At 76.2% G+C, this 17,452-nt stretch carries 14 protein-coding genes; all 14 read right to left on the reverse strand.

Annotation, left to right across the window (positions count from 1 at the left end; translation table 11 throughout):
- Position 1: 1 nt before the first annotated feature.
- Positions 2–790 carry a YggS family pyridoxal phosphate-dependent enzyme gene (locus tag ACI79A_RS13710; RefSeq protein ID WP_457084020.1) on the reverse strand — a complete coding sequence of 263 codons (789 nt, stop codon included), beginning with the start codon at positions 788–790 and terminating at the stop codon, positions 2–4.
- Positions 787–1,536, reverse strand: a complete 750-nt coding sequence (gene pgeF / locus ACI79A_RS13715; protein WP_457084022.1) for a peptidoglycan editing factor PgeF — start codon at positions 1,534–1,536, stop codon at positions 787–789. The genes ACI79A_RS13710 and pgeF overlap by 4 nt, the downstream gene beginning before the upstream one ends.
- A 4-nt stretch (positions 1,537–1,540) precedes the next feature.
- Entirely contained in the window at positions 1,541–2,815 is a 1,275-nt protein-coding gene (gene ftsZ, locus ACI79A_RS13720) for a cell division protein FtsZ (protein WP_457084024.1), read from the reverse strand.
- Between the two features lie 370 nt (positions 2,816–3,185).
- Positions 3,186–3,857 (reverse strand): cell division protein FtsQ/DivIB, encoded by a 672-nt coding sequence (locus ACI79A_RS13725; protein WP_457084026.1) that lies wholly within the window; start codon positions 3,855–3,857, stop codon positions 3,186–3,188.
- 137 nt (positions 3,858–3,994) lie between these two features.
- Positions 3,995–5,455, reverse strand: a complete 1,461-nt coding sequence (murC, locus tag ACI79A_RS13730) for a UDP-N-acetylmuramate--L-alanine ligase (protein WP_457084028.1) — start codon at positions 5,453–5,455, stop codon at positions 3,995–3,997.
- Entirely contained in the window at positions 5,452–6,597 is a 1,146-nt protein-coding gene (gene murG / locus ACI79A_RS13735; protein ID WP_457084030.1) for an undecaprenyldiphospho-muramoylpentapeptide beta-N-acetylglucosaminyltransferase, read from the reverse strand. Before murG ends, murC begins: the two co-directional genes overlap by 4 nt.
- Entirely contained in the window at positions 6,594–8,288 is a 1,695-nt protein-coding gene (ftsW, locus tag ACI79A_RS13740; protein ID WP_457084032.1) for a putative lipid II flippase FtsW, read from the reverse strand. Before ftsW ends, murG begins: the two co-directional genes overlap by 4 nt.
- Positions 8,289–8,311: 23 nt before the next feature.
- Positions 8,312–9,757, reverse strand: a complete 1,446-nt coding sequence (murD, locus tag ACI79A_RS13745) for a UDP-N-acetylmuramoyl-L-alanine--D-glutamate ligase (protein ID WP_457084034.1) — start codon at positions 9,755–9,757, stop codon at positions 8,312–8,314.
- An 11-nt stretch (positions 9,758–9,768) separates the two neighbouring features.
- Entirely contained in the window at positions 9,769–10,845 is a 1,077-nt protein-coding gene (gene mraY / locus ACI79A_RS13750; RefSeq protein ID WP_457084036.1) for a phospho-N-acetylmuramoyl-pentapeptide-transferase, read from the reverse strand.
- Positions 10,842–12,275, reverse strand: coding sequence for a UDP-N-acetylmuramoyl-tripeptide--D-alanyl-D-alanine ligase (locus ACI79A_RS13755; RefSeq protein ID WP_457084038.1), 1,434 nt, complete (start codon positions 12,273–12,275; stop codon positions 10,842–10,844). The genes mraY and ACI79A_RS13755 overlap by 4 nt, the downstream gene beginning before the upstream one ends.
- Positions 12,272–13,825, reverse strand: a complete 1,554-nt coding sequence (locus ACI79A_RS13760; protein ID WP_457084040.1) for a UDP-N-acetylmuramoyl-L-alanyl-D-glutamate--2,6-diaminopimelate ligase — start codon at positions 13,823–13,825, stop codon at positions 12,272–12,274. Before ACI79A_RS13760 ends, ACI79A_RS13755 begins: the two co-directional genes overlap by 4 nt.
- Positions 13,826–13,944: 119 nt before the next feature.
- Positions 13,945–15,798: a peptidoglycan D,D-transpeptidase FtsI family protein gene (locus tag ACI79A_RS13765; RefSeq protein ID WP_457084042.1), complete on the reverse strand. Its 1,854-nt coding sequence runs from the start codon at positions 15,796–15,798 to the stop codon at positions 13,945–13,947.
- A gap of 3 nt (positions 15,799–15,801) precedes the next feature.
- Positions 15,802–16,374 carry a hypothetical protein gene (locus tag ACI79A_RS13770; protein ID WP_457084044.1) on the reverse strand — a complete coding sequence of 191 codons (573 nt, stop codon included), beginning with the start codon at positions 16,372–16,374 and terminating at the stop codon, positions 15,802–15,804.
- Entirely contained in the window at positions 16,371–17,384 is a 1,014-nt protein-coding gene (gene rsmH, locus ACI79A_RS13775; RefSeq protein ID WP_457084046.1) for a 16S rRNA (cytosine(1402)-N(4))-methyltransferase RsmH, read from the reverse strand. The genes ACI79A_RS13770 and rsmH overlap by 4 nt, the downstream gene beginning before the upstream one ends.
- Positions 17,385–17,452: the final 68 nt, after the last annotated feature.

Genomic DNA, 17,452 nt, shown 5'->3' on the forward strand with positions numbered 1-17,452 from the left:
TTCAGGTGGCGCGGTGGTGCGGCTGGGGCTGGTGTGACTCGGGAGATCGCACGGGTCCCTCGGCACCACTCCGATCGGAGGCTAGGGGGCGAGCACCGAACAACGCGGTACCGACACGCACCACGGTGGCCCCAGCTGTCACAGCCGCCTCCAGGTCCTGGCTCATGCCCGCCGAGAGCTCCGTGGCAGCAGGATGGTCGTGGCGCACGCGGACGGCGAGCTCCGCCAGCCGGGCGAACGCCGGGGCCGGATCGACTCCCCGCGGGGCCACCGCCATGAGCCCGCGCAGGCGCAGTGCGGGCTCGGCGGCGACCGCGTCGGCAAGCCCGGGCACCTCGGGGACGGCAGCACCACCGCGGGCGCCGAGCTCCCCCGCCGGGCCGCCCAGGTCGACCTGCACCAGCACGTCGAGCACCCGGTCGGACCGCTCGGCGGCCCGCGCCAGCGCGTCGACCAACGACGCCCGGTCGACCGAGTGGACCGTCGCCCCCAGCCGGGCTGCCGCCGCCGCCTTGTTCCGCTGCAGCTGCCCGACCAGGTGCCACCGCAGCGCCGGGACCGCCGGGTCGTCAGCGAGCTCACCGGCCTTGCTGAGCAGCTCCTGCACCCGGTTCTCGGCGAAGTCGCGCTGCCCCAGGGCCGCGAGCGCCCGGACGTCCTCGGCCGGCCAGGTCTTGCTCACCGCGAGCAGCCGGACCTCGGCCGGGTCGCGCCCGGCGGCCCGAGCGGCGCCGTCGATCCGCCGCCGGACCGCGCCGAGGTTGGTGCTCAGCCGGTCCGCGTCGGTCACCCCTGCCCCAGCGACGGGTCCAGCCAGACCAGGCCCGCCTGCCGACCGGTGACACCCTCGCGGCGGTGGGAGAAGAGGGCGCGGTCCTCCACCGTGCACCGGGGGTCGTGGACGACCTGGCCGACGCCCGCGTCGCGCAGCACCCCGGCGATGCCGGCCCGCAGGTCCAGCCCGGGGGTGCCGGCGCGGGTGCGCACCGCACTGGCCGGCGCGACCCGGGCCACCTCGGCCTGCATCGCCGCCGGCACCTCGTAGTCCGCCCCGCAGACGGCCGGACCGAGGAGCGCCTCGACGTCGGCCGGGTGGGCACCGAGGCGGGTCATCGCCGCCAGCGCCGCCGGCACCACACCCCGCCGGACCCCCTCGCGCCCGGCGTGCACCGCGGCGACCACCCCGGCGACCGGGTCGGCCAGCAGCACCGGAACGCAGTCGGCGACCAGGACGCACAGCACCAGCCCCGGCGTGGCGGTGACGAGCGCGTCGACGTCGGCCACCGGGTTCTCCTCGGCGTCCTCGACGATCGCGACCCCGGTGCCGTGCACCTGGGTCATCCAGACCAGCTGCCGCCCGGGCACCCCGATGCCGTCGGCCAGCCGCTGCCGGTTGGCCGCGACGTCGGCCGGGTCGTCACCGACGTGGCTGCCGAGGTTGAAGGAGTCCCAGGGCGACGCGGAACGGCCGCCCCGCCGGTCGGTGACCACCCGTCGGGTGCGCACCGCCGGCCGGGCGGCCGGACCGTCGCTCACTGCGCTACTGGCTGCGGAGGAACTCGGGGATGTCGAGCTCCTCCTCGAAGTCGTCCGTGGCCAGCGGACGGCTCTTGCCGCCCGTCGAGCCCTGCATCGGCGGCAGCGGCGGGACGGTGATCCCGCCGCCGGCCGGGGCGGCGCCCGGCTGGCCGGGCCGGGGCGCGGCGGCCGACGGCGCAGGGGCGGCCTGGGCCGGGGGAACGGGGACCGCCTGCGCCGGGGGCGTGGAGACCTGCCCGGCCGCACGTTCACCGGTCTGCGCCGGAACGGCCGGCCGGGAGGACGCCGGGGCGGCGGTGGCCGCCGGGACGTCCTTGCGGTTGCCCGGCTTCCCCCCGTCGAAGCCCGCCGCGATCACGGTGACCCGGACCTCGTCGCCGAGGGCGTCGTCGATGACCGCCCCGAAGATGATGTTGGCGTCCGGGTGCGCGGCGTCACTGACCAGGGACGCCGCCTCGTTGATCTCGAACAGGCCCAGGTCCGACCCACCGGAGATCGACAGCAGGACGCCGTGGGCGCCCTCCATCGAGGCCTCCAGCAGCGGGCTGGCGATCGCCTGCTCGGCGGCGAGCAGAGCGCGGTTGTCGCCCCGTGCGCTGCCGATGCCCATCAGCGCCGAGCCCGCCCCGGACATGACCGACTTGACGTCGGCGAAGTCCAGGTTGATCAGGCCGGGCGTGGTGATGAGGTCGGTGATCCCCTGCACACCGGACAGCAGCACCTGGTCGGCGGTGCGGAAGGCGTCCATCACGCTGACGTTCCGGTCGCCCAGCTGCAGCAGCCGGTCGTTCGGGATGACGATGAGCGTGTCGCACTCGTTGCGCAGCTCCTCGATCCCCGACTCGGCCTGGACCGCGCGCCGCTTCCCCTCGAAGGAGAACGGGCGGGTGACCACACCGATGGTCAGGGCACCGAGCTTGCGGGCGATCGAGGCGACCACCGGGGCACCCCCGGTGCCCGTGCCACCACCCTCGCCCGCCGTCACGAAGACCATGTCGGCGCCCTTGAGCACCTCTTCGATCTCCTCGCGGTGGTCCTCGGCGGCCTGCCGGCCGACGTCGGGCTGGGCGCCCGCGCCGAGCCCGCGGGTGAGCTCGCGGCCGACGTCGAGCTTGACGTCGGCGTCGCTCATCAGCAGCGCCTGCGCATCGGTGTTGATGGCGATGAACTCGACCCCCTTGAGGCCGACCTCGATCATCCTGTTGACCGCGTTCACCCCGCCGCCGCCGATGCCGACGACCTTGATGACCGCGAGGTAGTTGTGCGGAGGTGTCATGCCGCGCTCCCCAACTGAACCCTCATCCTCATGTAGAGCCTTATAGTTATGTCAACTCGGGCGTTGGGGACGAAGTTAGGTGCCCCCCAGTGGCCCAGCAAGCACCCCTCCGGGCTCGGCGTGTCCCACGGGCACCACCTCACGAATCTCGGTCGACCCGTCGGTCACATCTGACTCACTCGCTGTGACGACCCGCGCCGAGCACGTCTCATGTCCAGGTGCAGACGACCCGGTCGCCCATCGGCACGCCACGTCCAGGGACCCCCTGGACATTTTCTGGGCCGGGCGTGTCGCTGCGCGCGGCGCGTCGCCCGCAGGTGGACGACCGGACCCGGTTCCGTCCAGCTCCCGCCGACGGCGACGCGCCGGCTCAGCGCAGCACGACGGCGTCGGGCGTGCTGACGTCGAGGGTGCCGGCGGGGTCGAGGCTCCCGGCGTCGATCTGCTCCAGCAGCGCGTCGAGCACCTCGGCCTTGCGCTCGGTGCGGGCGGCGCTCCCCCACAGCACCGCCCGCCCGTCGGTCAGGGTGAGGGTGACGTCGTCCGGACCGGTCGCGGAGACCGCGGTGACCTGACCGCGCACGTCGCCCGGGAGCGCGGTGAGCGCGCCCAGCGCGGCGGTGGTGGCGGCGTCGTCCGGGCCGGGATCGCGGACGTCGAGCGGGACGACGCCGTCGGGCACCGGTCCGGTGATGGTGTCGAAGACGACGCCGGTGGCGTCCATCAGCTGCCGGCGACCGGCGTCGGAGACGACCGCGACCGGGCGTCGCTCGACCACGGTGACCACCACCGTGTCCGGCCAGCCGCGGGTGACCTCGACCGAGGCGACCGGCGGCAGCCGGCCGACCCGCTCGGCGGCGCCGGCGGTGTCGACCCGGACCAGCGGGGTGCCCTCGGCGATCCCGGCACTGGCGACGACCTGCTCGGGCGAGAGGGTGACCGCACCGTCGACGCGGACCTCCTGCACGGCCAGCACCGGCGAGCCGAGGAGCAGCCAGGCGACCGCGGCGACCAGGCCCGTGGCCACGGCTGCGGCGGCCACCAGCCGACGCCGGGACCGGGCCGGCCGGCGCGACCGGCGCCGGGGACGCAACGGCGTGACCGAGCTCGCCCCCCGCCCCGGGGCCGCCCCGCGCCGGACCGACCGGGCCCGGTCGCGCGTGGTCGACCCCGTGCGGTTCACCGGGGGGCCACCGGCCCGGCGATCCCCTCGGTCCCCGGCTCCGGCTCGGCGATCGCGGCCAGGATCTCCGGGCCGACCATGGACACGTCCCCGGCGCCCATGGTGACCACCAGGTCGCCGGGGCGGGCCCGGGCGGCCATTGCGGGCGCGGCCGCCGACCACGACGGCTCGAACGCCACCCGACCGGCCGGCAGGGGCACCGCCTGGGCGACCAGCGCACCGGTCACCCCGGGCACCGGGTCCTCGCGGGCGCCGTAGATGTCCATCACGACCACCTCGTCGGCCAGCCCCAGCGCCGTCCCGAAGCCGACGGCGAACTCCGCGGTGCGGCTGTACAGGTGCGGCTGGAAGAGCACCAGCAGGCGACCGGACCCGGTCACCGCCCGGGCGGCGCGCAGCTGGGCCGCCACCTCGGTGGGGTGGTGGGCGTAGTCGTCGTAGACCCGCACGCCGGCCGCGGTGCCCTTCAGCTCGAACCGGCGGTGCACACCGCCGAACCGGCCCAGGCCGCCGATCAGCCCGGCGGCGGGCAGGCCCAGCTCGAGCCCGGTCAGCAGCGCCGCCGCGCTGTTGAGCGCCATGTGCTCACCAGGCAGCTGGAGGTGCACCTCCCCGAGCACCCGGCCGTCCAGGACGGCGGTGTAACGGGTGCCGTCGGGCCCCACCCGCACGTCGGTGAGGCGCAGGTCCGCGTCGTCATCCTGGCCGTAGGTGCGCACCCGGGCCGGCGCCCCGACCCCGGCGAGCCGGGCGGCCCCCGGGTCGTCGGCGCAGAGGACCAGGAACCCGTCGGCGGGCACGGTGTGCACGAAGGTGTCGAAGGCGGCCTCCACGGCCGCCAGGTCCCCGTAGTTGTCCAGGTGGTCGGCCTCGACGTTGGTCACGATCGCCGCGCGGGGGGCCAGGAGCAGGAAGGAGCGGTCGCTCTCGTCGGCCTCGGCGACGAACACGTCGCCCTCCCCCGCGTGCGCGTTGGAGCCGGACTCGTTGAGCGTGCCGCCGATGGCGAAGGACGCGTCGACGCCGCAGGCCTGCACCGCCACGGTCAGCATCGACGTCGTCGACGTCTTGCCGTGCGTGCCGGCGACCGCGACGCTCCGCCGGCCGGCCATCACCGCGGCCAGCGCCACCGCGCGGGGCACGACCCGCAGGCCCCGCTCGCGGGCGGCGACCAGCTCGGGGTTCTCGGCCCGGATGGCGGTGGAGACGACGACCGTGGCGGCGTCGCCGAGGTGGGCCGCGTCGTGGCCGACCTCGACCCGGGCGCCCAGGGCTGCCAGCGCGCGCAGCGCCGGGGAGTCGCGGCGGTCGCTGCCGGAGACCTGCAGGCCCCGGGCCAGCATGATCCGGGCGATCCCGCTCATGCCAGCACCGCCGATGCCGATGAAGTGCACCGCCCCGAGGTCGTCCAGCGCCGGGATCGGCTCCCGCCAGGCCGCGACGTCCGCCGCGCTCATCGCTCCACCACCGCCAGCACCATGTCGGCCAGTCTCTCGTCCGCGTCCCGGGCTCCCGCCGCGGCGGCGTGCCCGGCCAGCGCGGACAGCCGCGCCGGGTCGGTGAGCAACGGCACCAGCTCCGCGGCGATCCACTCCGGCGTCAGGTCCGCGTCGGCCACCAGCAGCCCACCGCCGGCCTCGACCACCGGCAGCGCGTTCAGCCGCTGCTCGCCGTTGCCGATCGGCAGCGGCACGAACGCCGCGGGCAGCCCGACCGCGGACAGCTCGGCGACGGTCACCGCGCCCGAGCGGCACAGCGCCAGGTCGGCCGCGGCGTAGGCGAGGTCCATCCGGTCCAGGTAGTCGACGACGACGTAGGGCGCGGCGCCGGCCGGCCGGGCGGGCACCGTGACATCGGTGTTCTTCGGCCCCCGCGCGTGCAGCACCTGCACACCCGCGGCGGTGAGCGCGTCGGCGGCGGACACCGCGGCCCGGTTCAGCGAGGCCGCCCCCTGGGAGCCGCCGAAGACCAGCAGGGTGGGGCGGTCGGGGTCCAGGCCGAAGGTGGCCCGCGCCTCGGCGCGCCGCGCCGTCCGGTCCAGCCCGCTGATCGAGGTGCGCAGCGGCATCCCGACGTGCTCCCCGCCGCGCAACGGCGTGCCGGGGACGGTGACCGCGACCCGGGCGGCCAGCCGGGCCCCGACCCGGTTGGCCAGGCCGGGCAGCGCGTTCTGCTCGTGCACCACCACCGGGATGCCCGCCCGCCGGGCGCCCAGGTAGGCGGGCAGCGCGACGTACCCGCCGAACCCGACGACGACGTCGGCGCCGAGGCCGGTGAGCAGCGCGCGGGTCTCCCCCACGGCGCGGCGCACCCGTCCGGGCACGCGGAGCAGGTCGACGGTCGGCTTGCGGGGCAGCGGCACCGGCGGGATGAGGCGCAGGTCGTACCCGCGGGCCGGGACCAGCCGGGTCTCCATGCCGCGGGCGGTGCCCAGGCAGGTGACCCGCGGGGCGCCACCGGGTGCGGAGGTGCGCCGGGTCAGCGCGTCGGCGAGGGCGAGCATCGGCTCGATGTGGCCGCCGGTGCCGCCGCCGGCGAGCACCACGTGGACGCCGGAGGGCACCCCGGCGGGGCCGGGGGCGGGGTGGGGCTGGGTCACTGCGGGCGTCCTGGCCGTTCCGTTCTCGGGCGGGACCGCGGGACCGACCGGCCCCGCCCCCCGGGAGCCGCCCCCGCGGCACGGCGGTCGCGGGGATCGACGGGAGCGGGCACGGCCGGGGTGCGGCCGCGTTCGGTCGGGCGGTCACCGGCGGGCTGCCGGCCCCGCCCAGTCTGCCGCTGGGCCACGTTCGGGCGCGCGTCCGGGGCGCCGGCCCACGTCGGCGGGGCAGCGCCGCGCGGCCCCCGGGGGGCGGCCCGGACAGCCTCCTGCTCCTGGGTGCGCAGCCCCGGCACCCGGGTCACCGTGCGGCCCTGGCGCCGCCGACCGGTGTCGGCCACCGCCTCGGGGCCGGGACCCCGGCGGGCAGCCCGGCGCCGGCGGGACGGCGGCGGGTCGACCGGGGCGGCCGGGATCGGGAGCAGCAGCCGGGCCGCCCAGCCGCGGCGGCTGGCCCGCTGGTGGGCGATCGCGGCCGGCTCGGACCGGGCGAAGCGGGCGAGCAGCCCGATGACGAAGAGGGTGAGCACCAGCGAGGTGCCGCCGGCCGAGATGAGCGGGAGCGTGACACCGGTGACCGGCAGCAGCCCGACGACGTAGCCCATGTTCATCGTGGCCTGCCCGATCAGCCAGAAGGTGATCGCGACGCTGGCCAGCTGGACGAACCGGTCGGTGCTGCGACGGGCGATCCGGAAGCCGGCGTAGGCGAGCAGCCCGTAGAGGCCGATCACCACCAGGCAGCCGAGGAAGCCCAGCTCCTCCCCGATGATGGCGAAGATGTAGTCGGACTCCGCGTGCGGCAGCAGGTTCCACTTCATCGCGCTGTTGCCCAGCCCGACGCCCCACACCCCGCCGGTGGCCAGCGCGTAGAAGCCGCGGATCGCCTGCATGCCGTTGCCCAGCGGGTCGGCGAAGGGGTCGAGGAACGAGGTGACCCGGGCCATCCGGTAGGGCGCCACCGCGACCATCACCGCGACCAGCGCGGCGACCACCCCGACGGCGCCGACGATGTAGCGGCGGGACAGCCCGCCGGCCCACATCAGCCCGGCGACGACCAGGCCCAGGCTGACCACGGCACCCATGTCCGGCTCGGCGAGCAGCAGCAGGCACATGAGGAGGAAGACCGGGATGACCGGCACCAGCAGCGAGCGGGTCGTCAGGTACCGCTCGCGCACGGCGATGACGTGCGCGCCCCAGAGCGCGAAGACCAGCTTGGCCAGCTCCGAGGGCTGGAAGTTGGTGACCTTGAGGTCGATCCAGGCCCGGGACCCGTTGAGCTCCAGGCCGATGCCGGGGATCAGCACGATCAAGAGGAGGAAGAAGACCAGCAGCATGCCGCGGCCGGACCACTGCCGGATGCGCCCGACCGGCAGCCGCATCGCCACGAGCATCCCGGCCAGGCCGATCAGGGCGAAGACCAGCTGCCGGACGCCGGGCAGCCAGGCAGGCTGACCGGAGGTGGCCGCCTCGATCGCGGAGGCGGAGAACACCATGACCAGGCCGATGGCCAGCAGCATGCCGGCCGAGCCGAGGACCAGGTGCGAACTGGTCATCGGCCCCTCGAGCCAGGCCGGGCCGCGCAGCCGCCAGCGGACCCCGCCGGCCGGCCGGTCGCCCTCGGTCCGGTCGCCGGGGCGCCGGTCACCGGTGGGGTCGGCGCGCGGGCCGCCTTCGCGGGTGGTCGCGGTCATCGGCTGCTCACGGTCGCACTACCTCAGCCCAGCGCGCGGACCGCGTCGGCGAAGGCGCGGCCCCGGTGCGCGTAGTCGGTGAACACGTCCATCGAAGCGGCGGCCGGGGCGAGCAGCACCGTGTCGCCGGGGCCGGCCAGCCGCACCGCGGCCGCCACCACCTGACGCATCACCTCGTCGCCGTACGTCACACGGCCCCCATCGGTCACCACCGCCCCATCGTCGCCGCTGGGGACCACGGTGCGCGGGACCGCCGGTGCGTGTCGCGCGAGAGACCGGGCGAACTGCTCCCGGTCCCGGCCCAGCAGCACCACCCCGGCCAGCCGCGGGGCGACCGCGGCGACCAGCGGCTCGACGTCGGCGCCCTTGAGCAGCCCCCCGGCGATCCAGACCACCCGCGGGTAGGCGGCCAGCGAGGCGGCGGCGGCGTGCGGGTTGGTGGCCTTGCTGTCATCGACGAAGTCCACGCCGTCGACGGTGCCGACCAGCACGGTGCGGTGGGCGCCACCGCGGAAACCGGCCAGGCCCCGGGCGATGTCGGCCGGTGCGATACCGGCCACCCTGGCCAGCGCGGCCGCGGCCAGCGCGTTCACCGTGTTGTGCGGGCCGCGGACCTGCAGGGTGTCCAGCCCGGCGAGCACCTCACCGGCGGGCGCGGTGGCGAACGCGCGGTCGACCAGCGCGCCCGAGCGGACGCCGAGCTGGCCGCGAGCGGGTTCGTCGAGGGTGACCGTGACCGGGCGCCGGTGCCGGGCGACCAGGGCCGAGGCGACCGGGTCGCCCGCATCGGCGACCGCGACCGGGGCGTGCAGCAGCAGCCGGGCCTTCGCGTCGCGGTAGGCCGCCGGCGAGCCGTGCCAGTCGATGTGGTCGTCGGCGACGTTCAGCACGCAGGCCCCGGCCGGCGCGATCGAGGACGACCAGTGCAGCTGGAAGCTGGACAGCTCCACCGCCAGCGCGTCGTAGGCCGGGGCGCCGTCGGCGTCGGTGGCGGTGACCACCTCGACCAGCGGCCGGCCGACGTTGCCGGCGGCGACCGCGCGCCGCCCGCCGGCCTGCAGCACCGCCTCCAGCATCGTGACGGTGGTGGTCTTGCCGTTGGTGCCGGTCACCGCATACCAGGGCGCGGGCTCACCGCCGGGGCCGGGCAGCCGCAGCCGCCAGGCCAGTTCCGGCTCCCCCACGACCTCCAGCCCGCGGGCCGCGGCGGCGAGCAGCAGCGGGTTGTCCGGGCGCCATCCCGGGGAGGTGACCACCAGGTCGACGTCCTCGGGCGGCTCGGTCAGCGGCCCCAGCCAGCGGGCGCCGGCGGCGACCAGTTCCGCCACCACCGCGGGCTCGGCGGCGTCGGTCAGCGCGACGTCCGCGCCGCGGGCCAGCAGCACCCGGGCGGCGGCCGCACCGGAGACGCCGAGGCCGGCGACGAGCACGCGGTCGGGGACGCGGGAGGAGTCGGTCGGGGAGGTCACCGGCCCAGCCTTCACAGTCCGGCGAAGGAGAGCCAGTCGGCGTAGAACAGCCCCAGGCCGAACGCCACCGCCATGCCGGTGACCAGCCAGAACCGCACGATGACGGTGTTCTCCGCCCAGCCGGCCAGCTCGAAGTGGTGGTGCAGCGGCGCCATCCGGAAGACCCGGCGCCGGGTGGCCCGGAAGAAGCCGACCTGGATCACCACCGACAGGGTCACCGCGACGAACAGCCCGCCCAGCACCACCAGCAGCAGCTCGGTGCGGGTGACGATCGCCAGCCCGGCCATCAGACCACCCAGGGCCAGCGACCCGGTGTCGCCCATGAAGATCCGCGCCGGTGAGGTGTTCCACCACAGGAAGCCCAGGCAGGCGCCCATCGCCGCGGCGGCGACGAGGGTGACGTCGAGCGGGTCGCGGACGGTGTAGCAGCCGTCGACCAGCTCGGTGGCGCAGTCGTGACCGAACTGCCAGAACGAGATGATCACGTAACTGGCGAAGACCATCGCCGAGCACCCGGCGGCCAGCCCGTCCAGGCCGTCGGTGAGGTTCACCGCGTTGGAGAAGCCGGCGATGAACAGGTAGGCGAAGGCGACGAACAGGAACGCCGGCAGGGTCAGCGGCGCGATGTCCCGGACGAAGGAGACCGCCGTGGTGGCGACCGCGGCGCCCTGGTCGTCCTGGATGAGCGCGAGGACGGCGAAGGTCACCCCGATCACCAGCTGCCCGACCAGTTTGGCGGTCTTGTTCAGGCCCAGGCTGCGCCGGTACCGGATCTTGAGGTAGTCGTCGAGGAAGCCGACGGTGCCCAGGCCGATGAGCAGGAACAGCAACAGCAGCCCGGTGGCGGTCACACCGCGCCCGGGCTGGTTGATGAGGAACAGGTGGGCGATCAGGTAGCCACCGACGGTGGCCAGCACCATGACGGTGCCACCCATGGTCGGGGTGCCTTTCTTCGCCAGGTGGCTCTGCGGGCCGTCGTCCCGGATCTCCTGGCCGAACCCGTGCCGGCGGAACGCCTTGATCGCCAGCGGGGTCAGCAGGATCGAGATGACCAGCCCGAAGGCGGCCGCGACGAGGACGGACTTCACGCGCCGGCCCCGGGGTCGGCGCGTACGTCGGCGGCCAGGACGTCGGCGGCCAGCTGCTCCAGGGCGTAGGCCCGGGAGGCCTTGACCAGCACCACGTCGCCCGGGGCGAGCACCTCGGCCAGCAACCGCCGGGCTGTCTCCCGGTCGGGCACGTGCACCACTTCCTCCTGTGTGTGGGCTGCCGTCGCGCCGCTCGCCGTCCGTTCGGCGAGCGCGCCGGTGTGCAGCCCGATGGCGTCGTCCCCCACGGAGACGAGCAGGTCCACGCCGCCGCGCACGACGTCCCGGCCCAGCCGGGCGTGCTCGGCGTCGGCGCCGGGGCCCAGCTCCCCCATCGCGCCGAGCACCGCGATGCGGCGGCGCCCGGGCAGCTGGGCGAGCGCGGCGAGCGCGGCGCGCATCGACTCCGGGTTGGCGTTGTAGGCGTCGTTGACGACGGTGACCCCGTCGGCGCGGCGGGTGACCTCCATCCGCCAGCGGCTGCGCGGGCCGGCGGCGGACAGGGCGGCGGCGACCGCCGCCGGGGTCATCCCGGCCGCCAGCGCGGCACCGGCCGCGGACAGCGCGTTGGCCACCTGGTGCGCACCGACGACCTGCAGCTGCACCGGGTGCTCCTCGCCCGCGGCCACCAGGGTGAACCGGGCGCGGGCGGAGTCGTCCAGGGCGACGTCGACCGCGCGCACGTCGGCCCCGGCGCCGAGCCCGGTGCGCAGCACCGTCGCCGCGGTGCGCGGCGCCATGCCGGCCACCCGGGCGTCGTCGTCGTTGAGCACCGCGGTGCCCTCGGCGGGCAGCGCCTCGACCAGCTCGCCCTTGCTCTGGGCGATCACCTCGGCGCTGCCGAACTCGCCCAGGTGGGCGGAGCCGACGTTGAGCACGACCCCGATGTGCGGGCGGGCGATCCGGCAGAGCCGGGCGATGTGCCCGGGCCCCCGCGCGCCCATCTCCAGCACCAGGAAGCGGGTCGCGGCGTCGGCGGTGAGGACGGTGAGCGGCAGCCCGATGTCGTTGTTGAACGACCCCTGCGGGCTGACCGTGGGGCCGGCGGTGGCGAGCACCTGGCCGAGCAGGTCCTTGGTGGACGTCTTCCCCGAGGAGCCGGTGATACCGACGGTGACCAGCCCACCGGCGACCAACCGGCGGTGCACCTCGGCGGCCAGCCGGCCCAGCGCGGTCACCGGGTCGGCGACGACGACGGTGGGCAGCGCGGGGTCGGCCCGGGTGGCCAGCGCACCGACCGCGCCGGCGGCCGCCGCGGCCGGCAGGTAGTCGGCGCCGTCCACCCGCTCCCCCGGCAGTGCGACGAACAGGTCGCCGGCCGCCAGCGCGCGCGAGTCGGTGACCACCGCACCGGACACGGTCGGCGCGCCGGCGCCGGCCAGCTGGCCGCCGACGGCGGCGGCCACCTCGGCCAAGGTGAGGGGGATCATGCGTCCACCCGCGCGGAGAGCACCTCGCGCAGCACGGTGCGGTCGTCGAAGGGGAACACCTGCCCTGCCACCTCCTGACCGGTCTCGTGGCCCTTGCCGGCCACCAGGAGCGTGTCACCCGGGCGGGCGAGCGCGACCGCGGCGGCCAGCGCCTCACGCCGGTCACCGACCTCGAGCACCTCGGCCCGCCGGTCCGCCGGCACGTCGGCGGTCCCGGCGCGGACGGCGGCGCGGATGGCCGCCGGGTCCTCCGAGCGCGGGTTGTCGTCGGTGATGACCAGCACGTCGCTGCCGGCTGCCGCGGCCGCGCCCATCGCCGGGCGCTTGCCGGGGTCGCGGTCACCGCCGCAGCCCAGCACGGTCAGCAGCCGGCCAGGAGTCGCGCCGCGCAGGGCGTCCAGCGCGGTGGTCACGGCGTCCGGGGTGTGCGCGTAGTCGACGACGGCGACGAACCGCTGGCCGGCGTCGACCGGCTCCATCCGGCCGGGCACCACGGTCTCGGCGAGGCCGGCGACCGCTGCCTCGACCGGGACGCCGACGGCGTCGAGCAGCGCGACGGCGAGGACGGCGTTGGCCACGTTGAAGGCGCCCGGGAGGCGCAGCCGCGCGGGCCAGGAGCGGCCGCCGGGCCCGTGCAGGGTGAACCGGGAACCCCCGGCCGGCAGGGAGCTGACGTCGGTGGCCGACCAGTCGGCGGTGGTGGCGTCCCGGGTCGAGACGGTGACCGTGCCGGGGCGGGTCAGGCGGCGGCCGTACGGGTCGTCGACGTCGACGACCTCGGCTGCCGCGCGCCCGTCGAACAGCCGCGCCTTGGCGGCGAAGTAGCTCTCCATGTCGCCGTGGTGGTCGAGGTGGTCGCGGGAGAGGTTGGTGAAGCCCGCCGCGGCGAACCGGACCCCGCCGACGCGGTCCAGCGACAGCGCGTGGCTGGAGACCTCCATGACCACGGCGCGCACGCCGGACTCGACCATCGTCGCCAGCAGGGCGTGCAGGTCGGGCGCCTCCGGCGTCGTCCGGGCGCTGGGCAGCGTGGTGGTCGTCGGCGTCCCGTCGGGTCCGGTGCCGCGGGTGCGGGTCTGCACGGTGCCGATCAGCCCGCTGGTCCAGCCCGCCGCGGACAGCCCGGCCTCGACCAGGTAGGCCGTCGTCGTCTTGCCGTTCGTACCGGTGATGCCCAGCACGCTCAGCTGCTCGCTGGGCCGGCCGTACACCCGGCCGGCGACCGGGCCCAGCACCGCCCGGGGTCCGTCGACCACGCAGACCGGCAGCCCGGTCGCCCGGGCGTCGGCGGCGCCGGCGGGGTCGGTGAGGACGGCGGCCGCACCGCGCTCGGCGGCGTCGGCGGCGAACCGGGCGCCGTGGGTGCGCGCGCCGGGCAGCGCCGCGTAGAGGTCGCCGGGGCGGACCTCGCCCGAGGCGTGGGTCACGCCGGTGACGGCGGTGCCGGCGTCACCCTGGACCGGGTTCCCGACGAGGTCGGCGAGCTCGGCGAGGCGGAGCGGGCGGGTCCCCGCGGGCCGGGGCACCGAGCCGGGGACGGTCGGGGTCACGACAGGCCAATCTACCGGCGCCGGGCGCCGTGACCCGGCCGCCCACCCCTGCCCGTGTCGCGCGCCGTCCGTGCCCGCCGGACGGCCGGCCGGGACCCGGCCGGTCGGCGGCTGGCCGGTCAGGGGACCGAGAGGGTGAAGTCCGGGCGCGGCGCGCCCGAGGGCACCACGCCACCGGCGGTGAGCGCGTACCGCATCACGTCGGCGAAGACCGGCGCGGCGACCTGGCCGCCCTCGGCGTCGCTGGTCGGGCGCTCCAGGTCCACGGCGACGACGTACTGCGGGTCGTCGGCGGGGGCGTAGCCGACGAAGGTGGTGAAGTAGCCACCGCCCGCGTAGCAGCCGCACTCGGGGTTGGCCCGCTGCGCGGTGCCGGTCTTCCCGGCCACCCGGAACCCGTCGACCTCACCCAGCGGCGCGGTGCCGCCGGGGCCGACCACCGCCTCGAGCATGTAGGTGAGCTGGTCGGCGGTGTCCTCGCTGACCACCCGGGTCGCCTCCGGCCGCGGCGCCTCGGTGACGGTGCCGTCGGCGGCGGTCACCGACTCGACCAGCCGCGGCGGGATGCGCACCCCGCCGTTGGCGAGGGTCTGGTACACCGACGCCATCTGCAGGGTCGTCACCGACACGCCCTGGCCGATCGGCACGTTGGCCGCCCGGCTGGCAGTCCACTCCGCGGAGTCCTGCAGGATGCCGGCGCTCTCCCCCGGCAGCTCGATCCCCGTCTTCGAGCCGATGCCGAAGGCACGCAGATAGCCCTCGAACGTGCTGTCGCCGACCTCCCGGGCCAGCATGATCGTGCCGACGTTGCTGGACTTGGCCAGGATGCCGGTCACGGTGAAGTCGATGGGCGCGTGGTCGTGCGCGTCGGTGACGACGACGTCGCCGGCCTGGATGTGACCGTTGACGTTGAGCACCGTGTCGGCCCGGGCCTTGCCCTCCTCCACCGCCGCGGCGAGGGTGACCGCCTTCATCACCGAACCGGGCTCGTACACCTCCGAGACCACCGGGTTGCCCAGCAGCTCGGGGTCGGTGGTGTTGTACGAGCCGGGGTCGTACCCGGGACAGCCGGCCATGGCGACCACCTTGCCGGTGGCCACCTCCTGCACCACGGCCGAGGCGGTGGTGGTGAAGCCGTCCGAGCAGGCGGCGTCCAGGCGCTGCTGGACGACGAACTGCAGGTCCTCGTCGAGGGTGAGCGCGACGGTGCTGCCGTCGACGGCGGGCACGGTGTCGTCGATGCCCGACGGGATCGGGTTGCCCCGGCCGTCGACCTCGATCCGCTCCTCGCCGTCGGTGCCCGACAGCACGTCCTCGTAGCGCTGCTCGATGCCGGCCAGCCCGTCGCCGTCGCGCCCCACGAAGCCGACCACCTGGCCGCCGACCGCACCGGCCGGGTAGAGCCGCACCGGGTCGTCCTCGAAGAAGAGGCCCTGCCGCTCCTCCAGCGCGCGGATCCGGCCGGTCACCTCGGTGGAGACCCGTTCGGCGAGCACCACGTACCGGCTGTCCCGGGAGAGCTTCTCGGTCAGCTCGGCGGCCGGGACGTCGAGCAGCGTGGTCAGCGCCAGGGCGGTGCGCGCCGGGTCATCGACCAGCGTGGGGTCGGCGACCACCCGTTCGGCGTCCACCGAGTAGGCCAGCAGCTGGCCGTCGCGATCGGTGATCTGCCCGCGGACGGCGGCGATCGGGTAGACCTTCATCCGGTCGTTCTCCGCCGCCTGCGCGTAGGGCGCGCCGTCGACGCCCTGCAGCACGACGAGCTTGGCGACCACGACCACCAGCAGGGTGACCAGGAACGCCAGGCCCCACCGGTTGCGCTGGTCGCGCTGGGCCAGGCCCAGCGGCTCCCGCCGCCCGCCCTCCCGCCGGGGCCGCAGGCCGCCGGCGCGGCCGGCCGGACCGGTGGGTCGCGACGGGGTCCGCCGGGCCGTGCCCGGGCGGAACGGGGGCGGAGGACCTGCTGGCGGCACGGATCAGTTCCCGGGGGTCTGGTTGCTCTGCGGGGAGTCGGCGTTCTGCGGGGAGTCGGGGTCGGCGGGCTCGGGGGCGGGCGCGGGGACGGCGGTCCCGACGAGCACCGAGGTGCCGTCGGGCTGGAGCACGAGGTGTCCGGCGGAGCCGGGTGGGACCAGGCCCCCCTCCGTGGCGGCGCGGGCCAGCTCGGCTGCACTGTCGGCAGCGACGACCCGCTGCTCCAGTCGAGCCACCTCCTGGGCCTGCTCCGCGTTCGCCGTCCGCTGGCGGGTGGCCTCCAGGGAGTCGACGGCGATGGCGGTGTTGAGCAGGAGCAGGCCCAGCGTGGTGGCGACCAGCAGGCCGACGACGAGGAGCGCGAAGGGCGCCCGCCGTCGGCGGGTGGTGCGGGAGGGGCGCGGCGTGGGGCGGGAGGCCCCGGCGTCCCCGGGCACCAGCCGCAGCTGCGGCCTGGGCACCGGGCCGCTGCGCCGGGTCGGCGCGGTGCGTGGCACGTGGACCGGCCCGGTGGTGGCGGTGCGGGCACGCGGTGCGCCCACCCGTCCGGCCGTCGTCCGTGCCGGGGCGCTCACGCGGCCCTCCGGACCCGCTCGGCGGCGCGCACCCGGGCGGAGGCGGCCCGCGGGTTGACCGCGATCTCGTCCTCGCCGGGGGCCTCGCCGCCACGGGTGACCAGCCGGAGCACCGGGGCGTGCTCCGGCATGGGCACCGGCATCCCGGGCGGGGTGCGGTCGGTCGCCTCGGCGGCGAGGGTCTGCTTCACGATGCGGTCCTCGAGGGAGTGGAAGCTGATGACGGCCACCCGGCCACCGACGGCCAGCGCGTCGATGGCGGCCGGGAGGGCACGGGTGAGGACGCCGAGCTCGTCGTTGACCTCGATGCGCAGGGCCTGGAAGGTCCGCTTGGCCGGGTGTCCCCCGGTCCGCCGGGTGGCCGCCGGGATGGCGTCGCGGACCAGCTCGGCCAGCCGGGCGGTGCCGGTGAACGGCTCGCGCGCCCGCTCGCGCTCGATGGCGGAGGCGATCCGGCCGGCGAACCGCTCCTCGCCGTAGACCCTCAGCACCCGGGTCAGCTCGCCGCGGCTGTAGGTGTTGACCACGTCGGCGGCGGTGCGGGGGGCGCCGGGGTCCATCCGCATGTCCAGCGGGGCGTCGGTGGAGTAGCTGAACCCGCGGGTGGGGCGGTCCAGCTGCAGCGAGGAGACGCCGAGGTCGAAGAGGACGCCCTGGACCTCGTCCACCCCCAGGTCGGCGAGGACCTCGGGCAGCTCGTCGAAGACGGCGGGCACCAGGGTGGCGCGCTCGGCGCAGCCGGCGGCCGCGATCCGGGCCGCGGCCTCGGCGCGGGCGTCGGGGTCGCGGTCCAGGCCGATCAGGCGCAGCTCCGGGTGGGCGCGCAGCAGGGCCAGGGAGTGGCCGGCCAGTCCGAGGGTGCAGTCGACCAGCACTGCACCGGGAGCCTGCAGGGCCGGGGCGAGGAGCTTGGTCACCCGGTGCAGGAGCACCGGCACGTGCACGGCCGGGCCGGTGGCCGCTGCGCCGGCCGGGAGGTCGTCCGGGAGGTCGTCCGGGGTGGTGCTCATCGACGGACTCCTCTCCGGGCGCGTGGTCTCGGGCGGGGGCGGGACGGGACGGCGGTGGGGCTCAGGGG

The organism is Modestobacter sp. SYSU DS0657 (assembly GCF_054050925.1).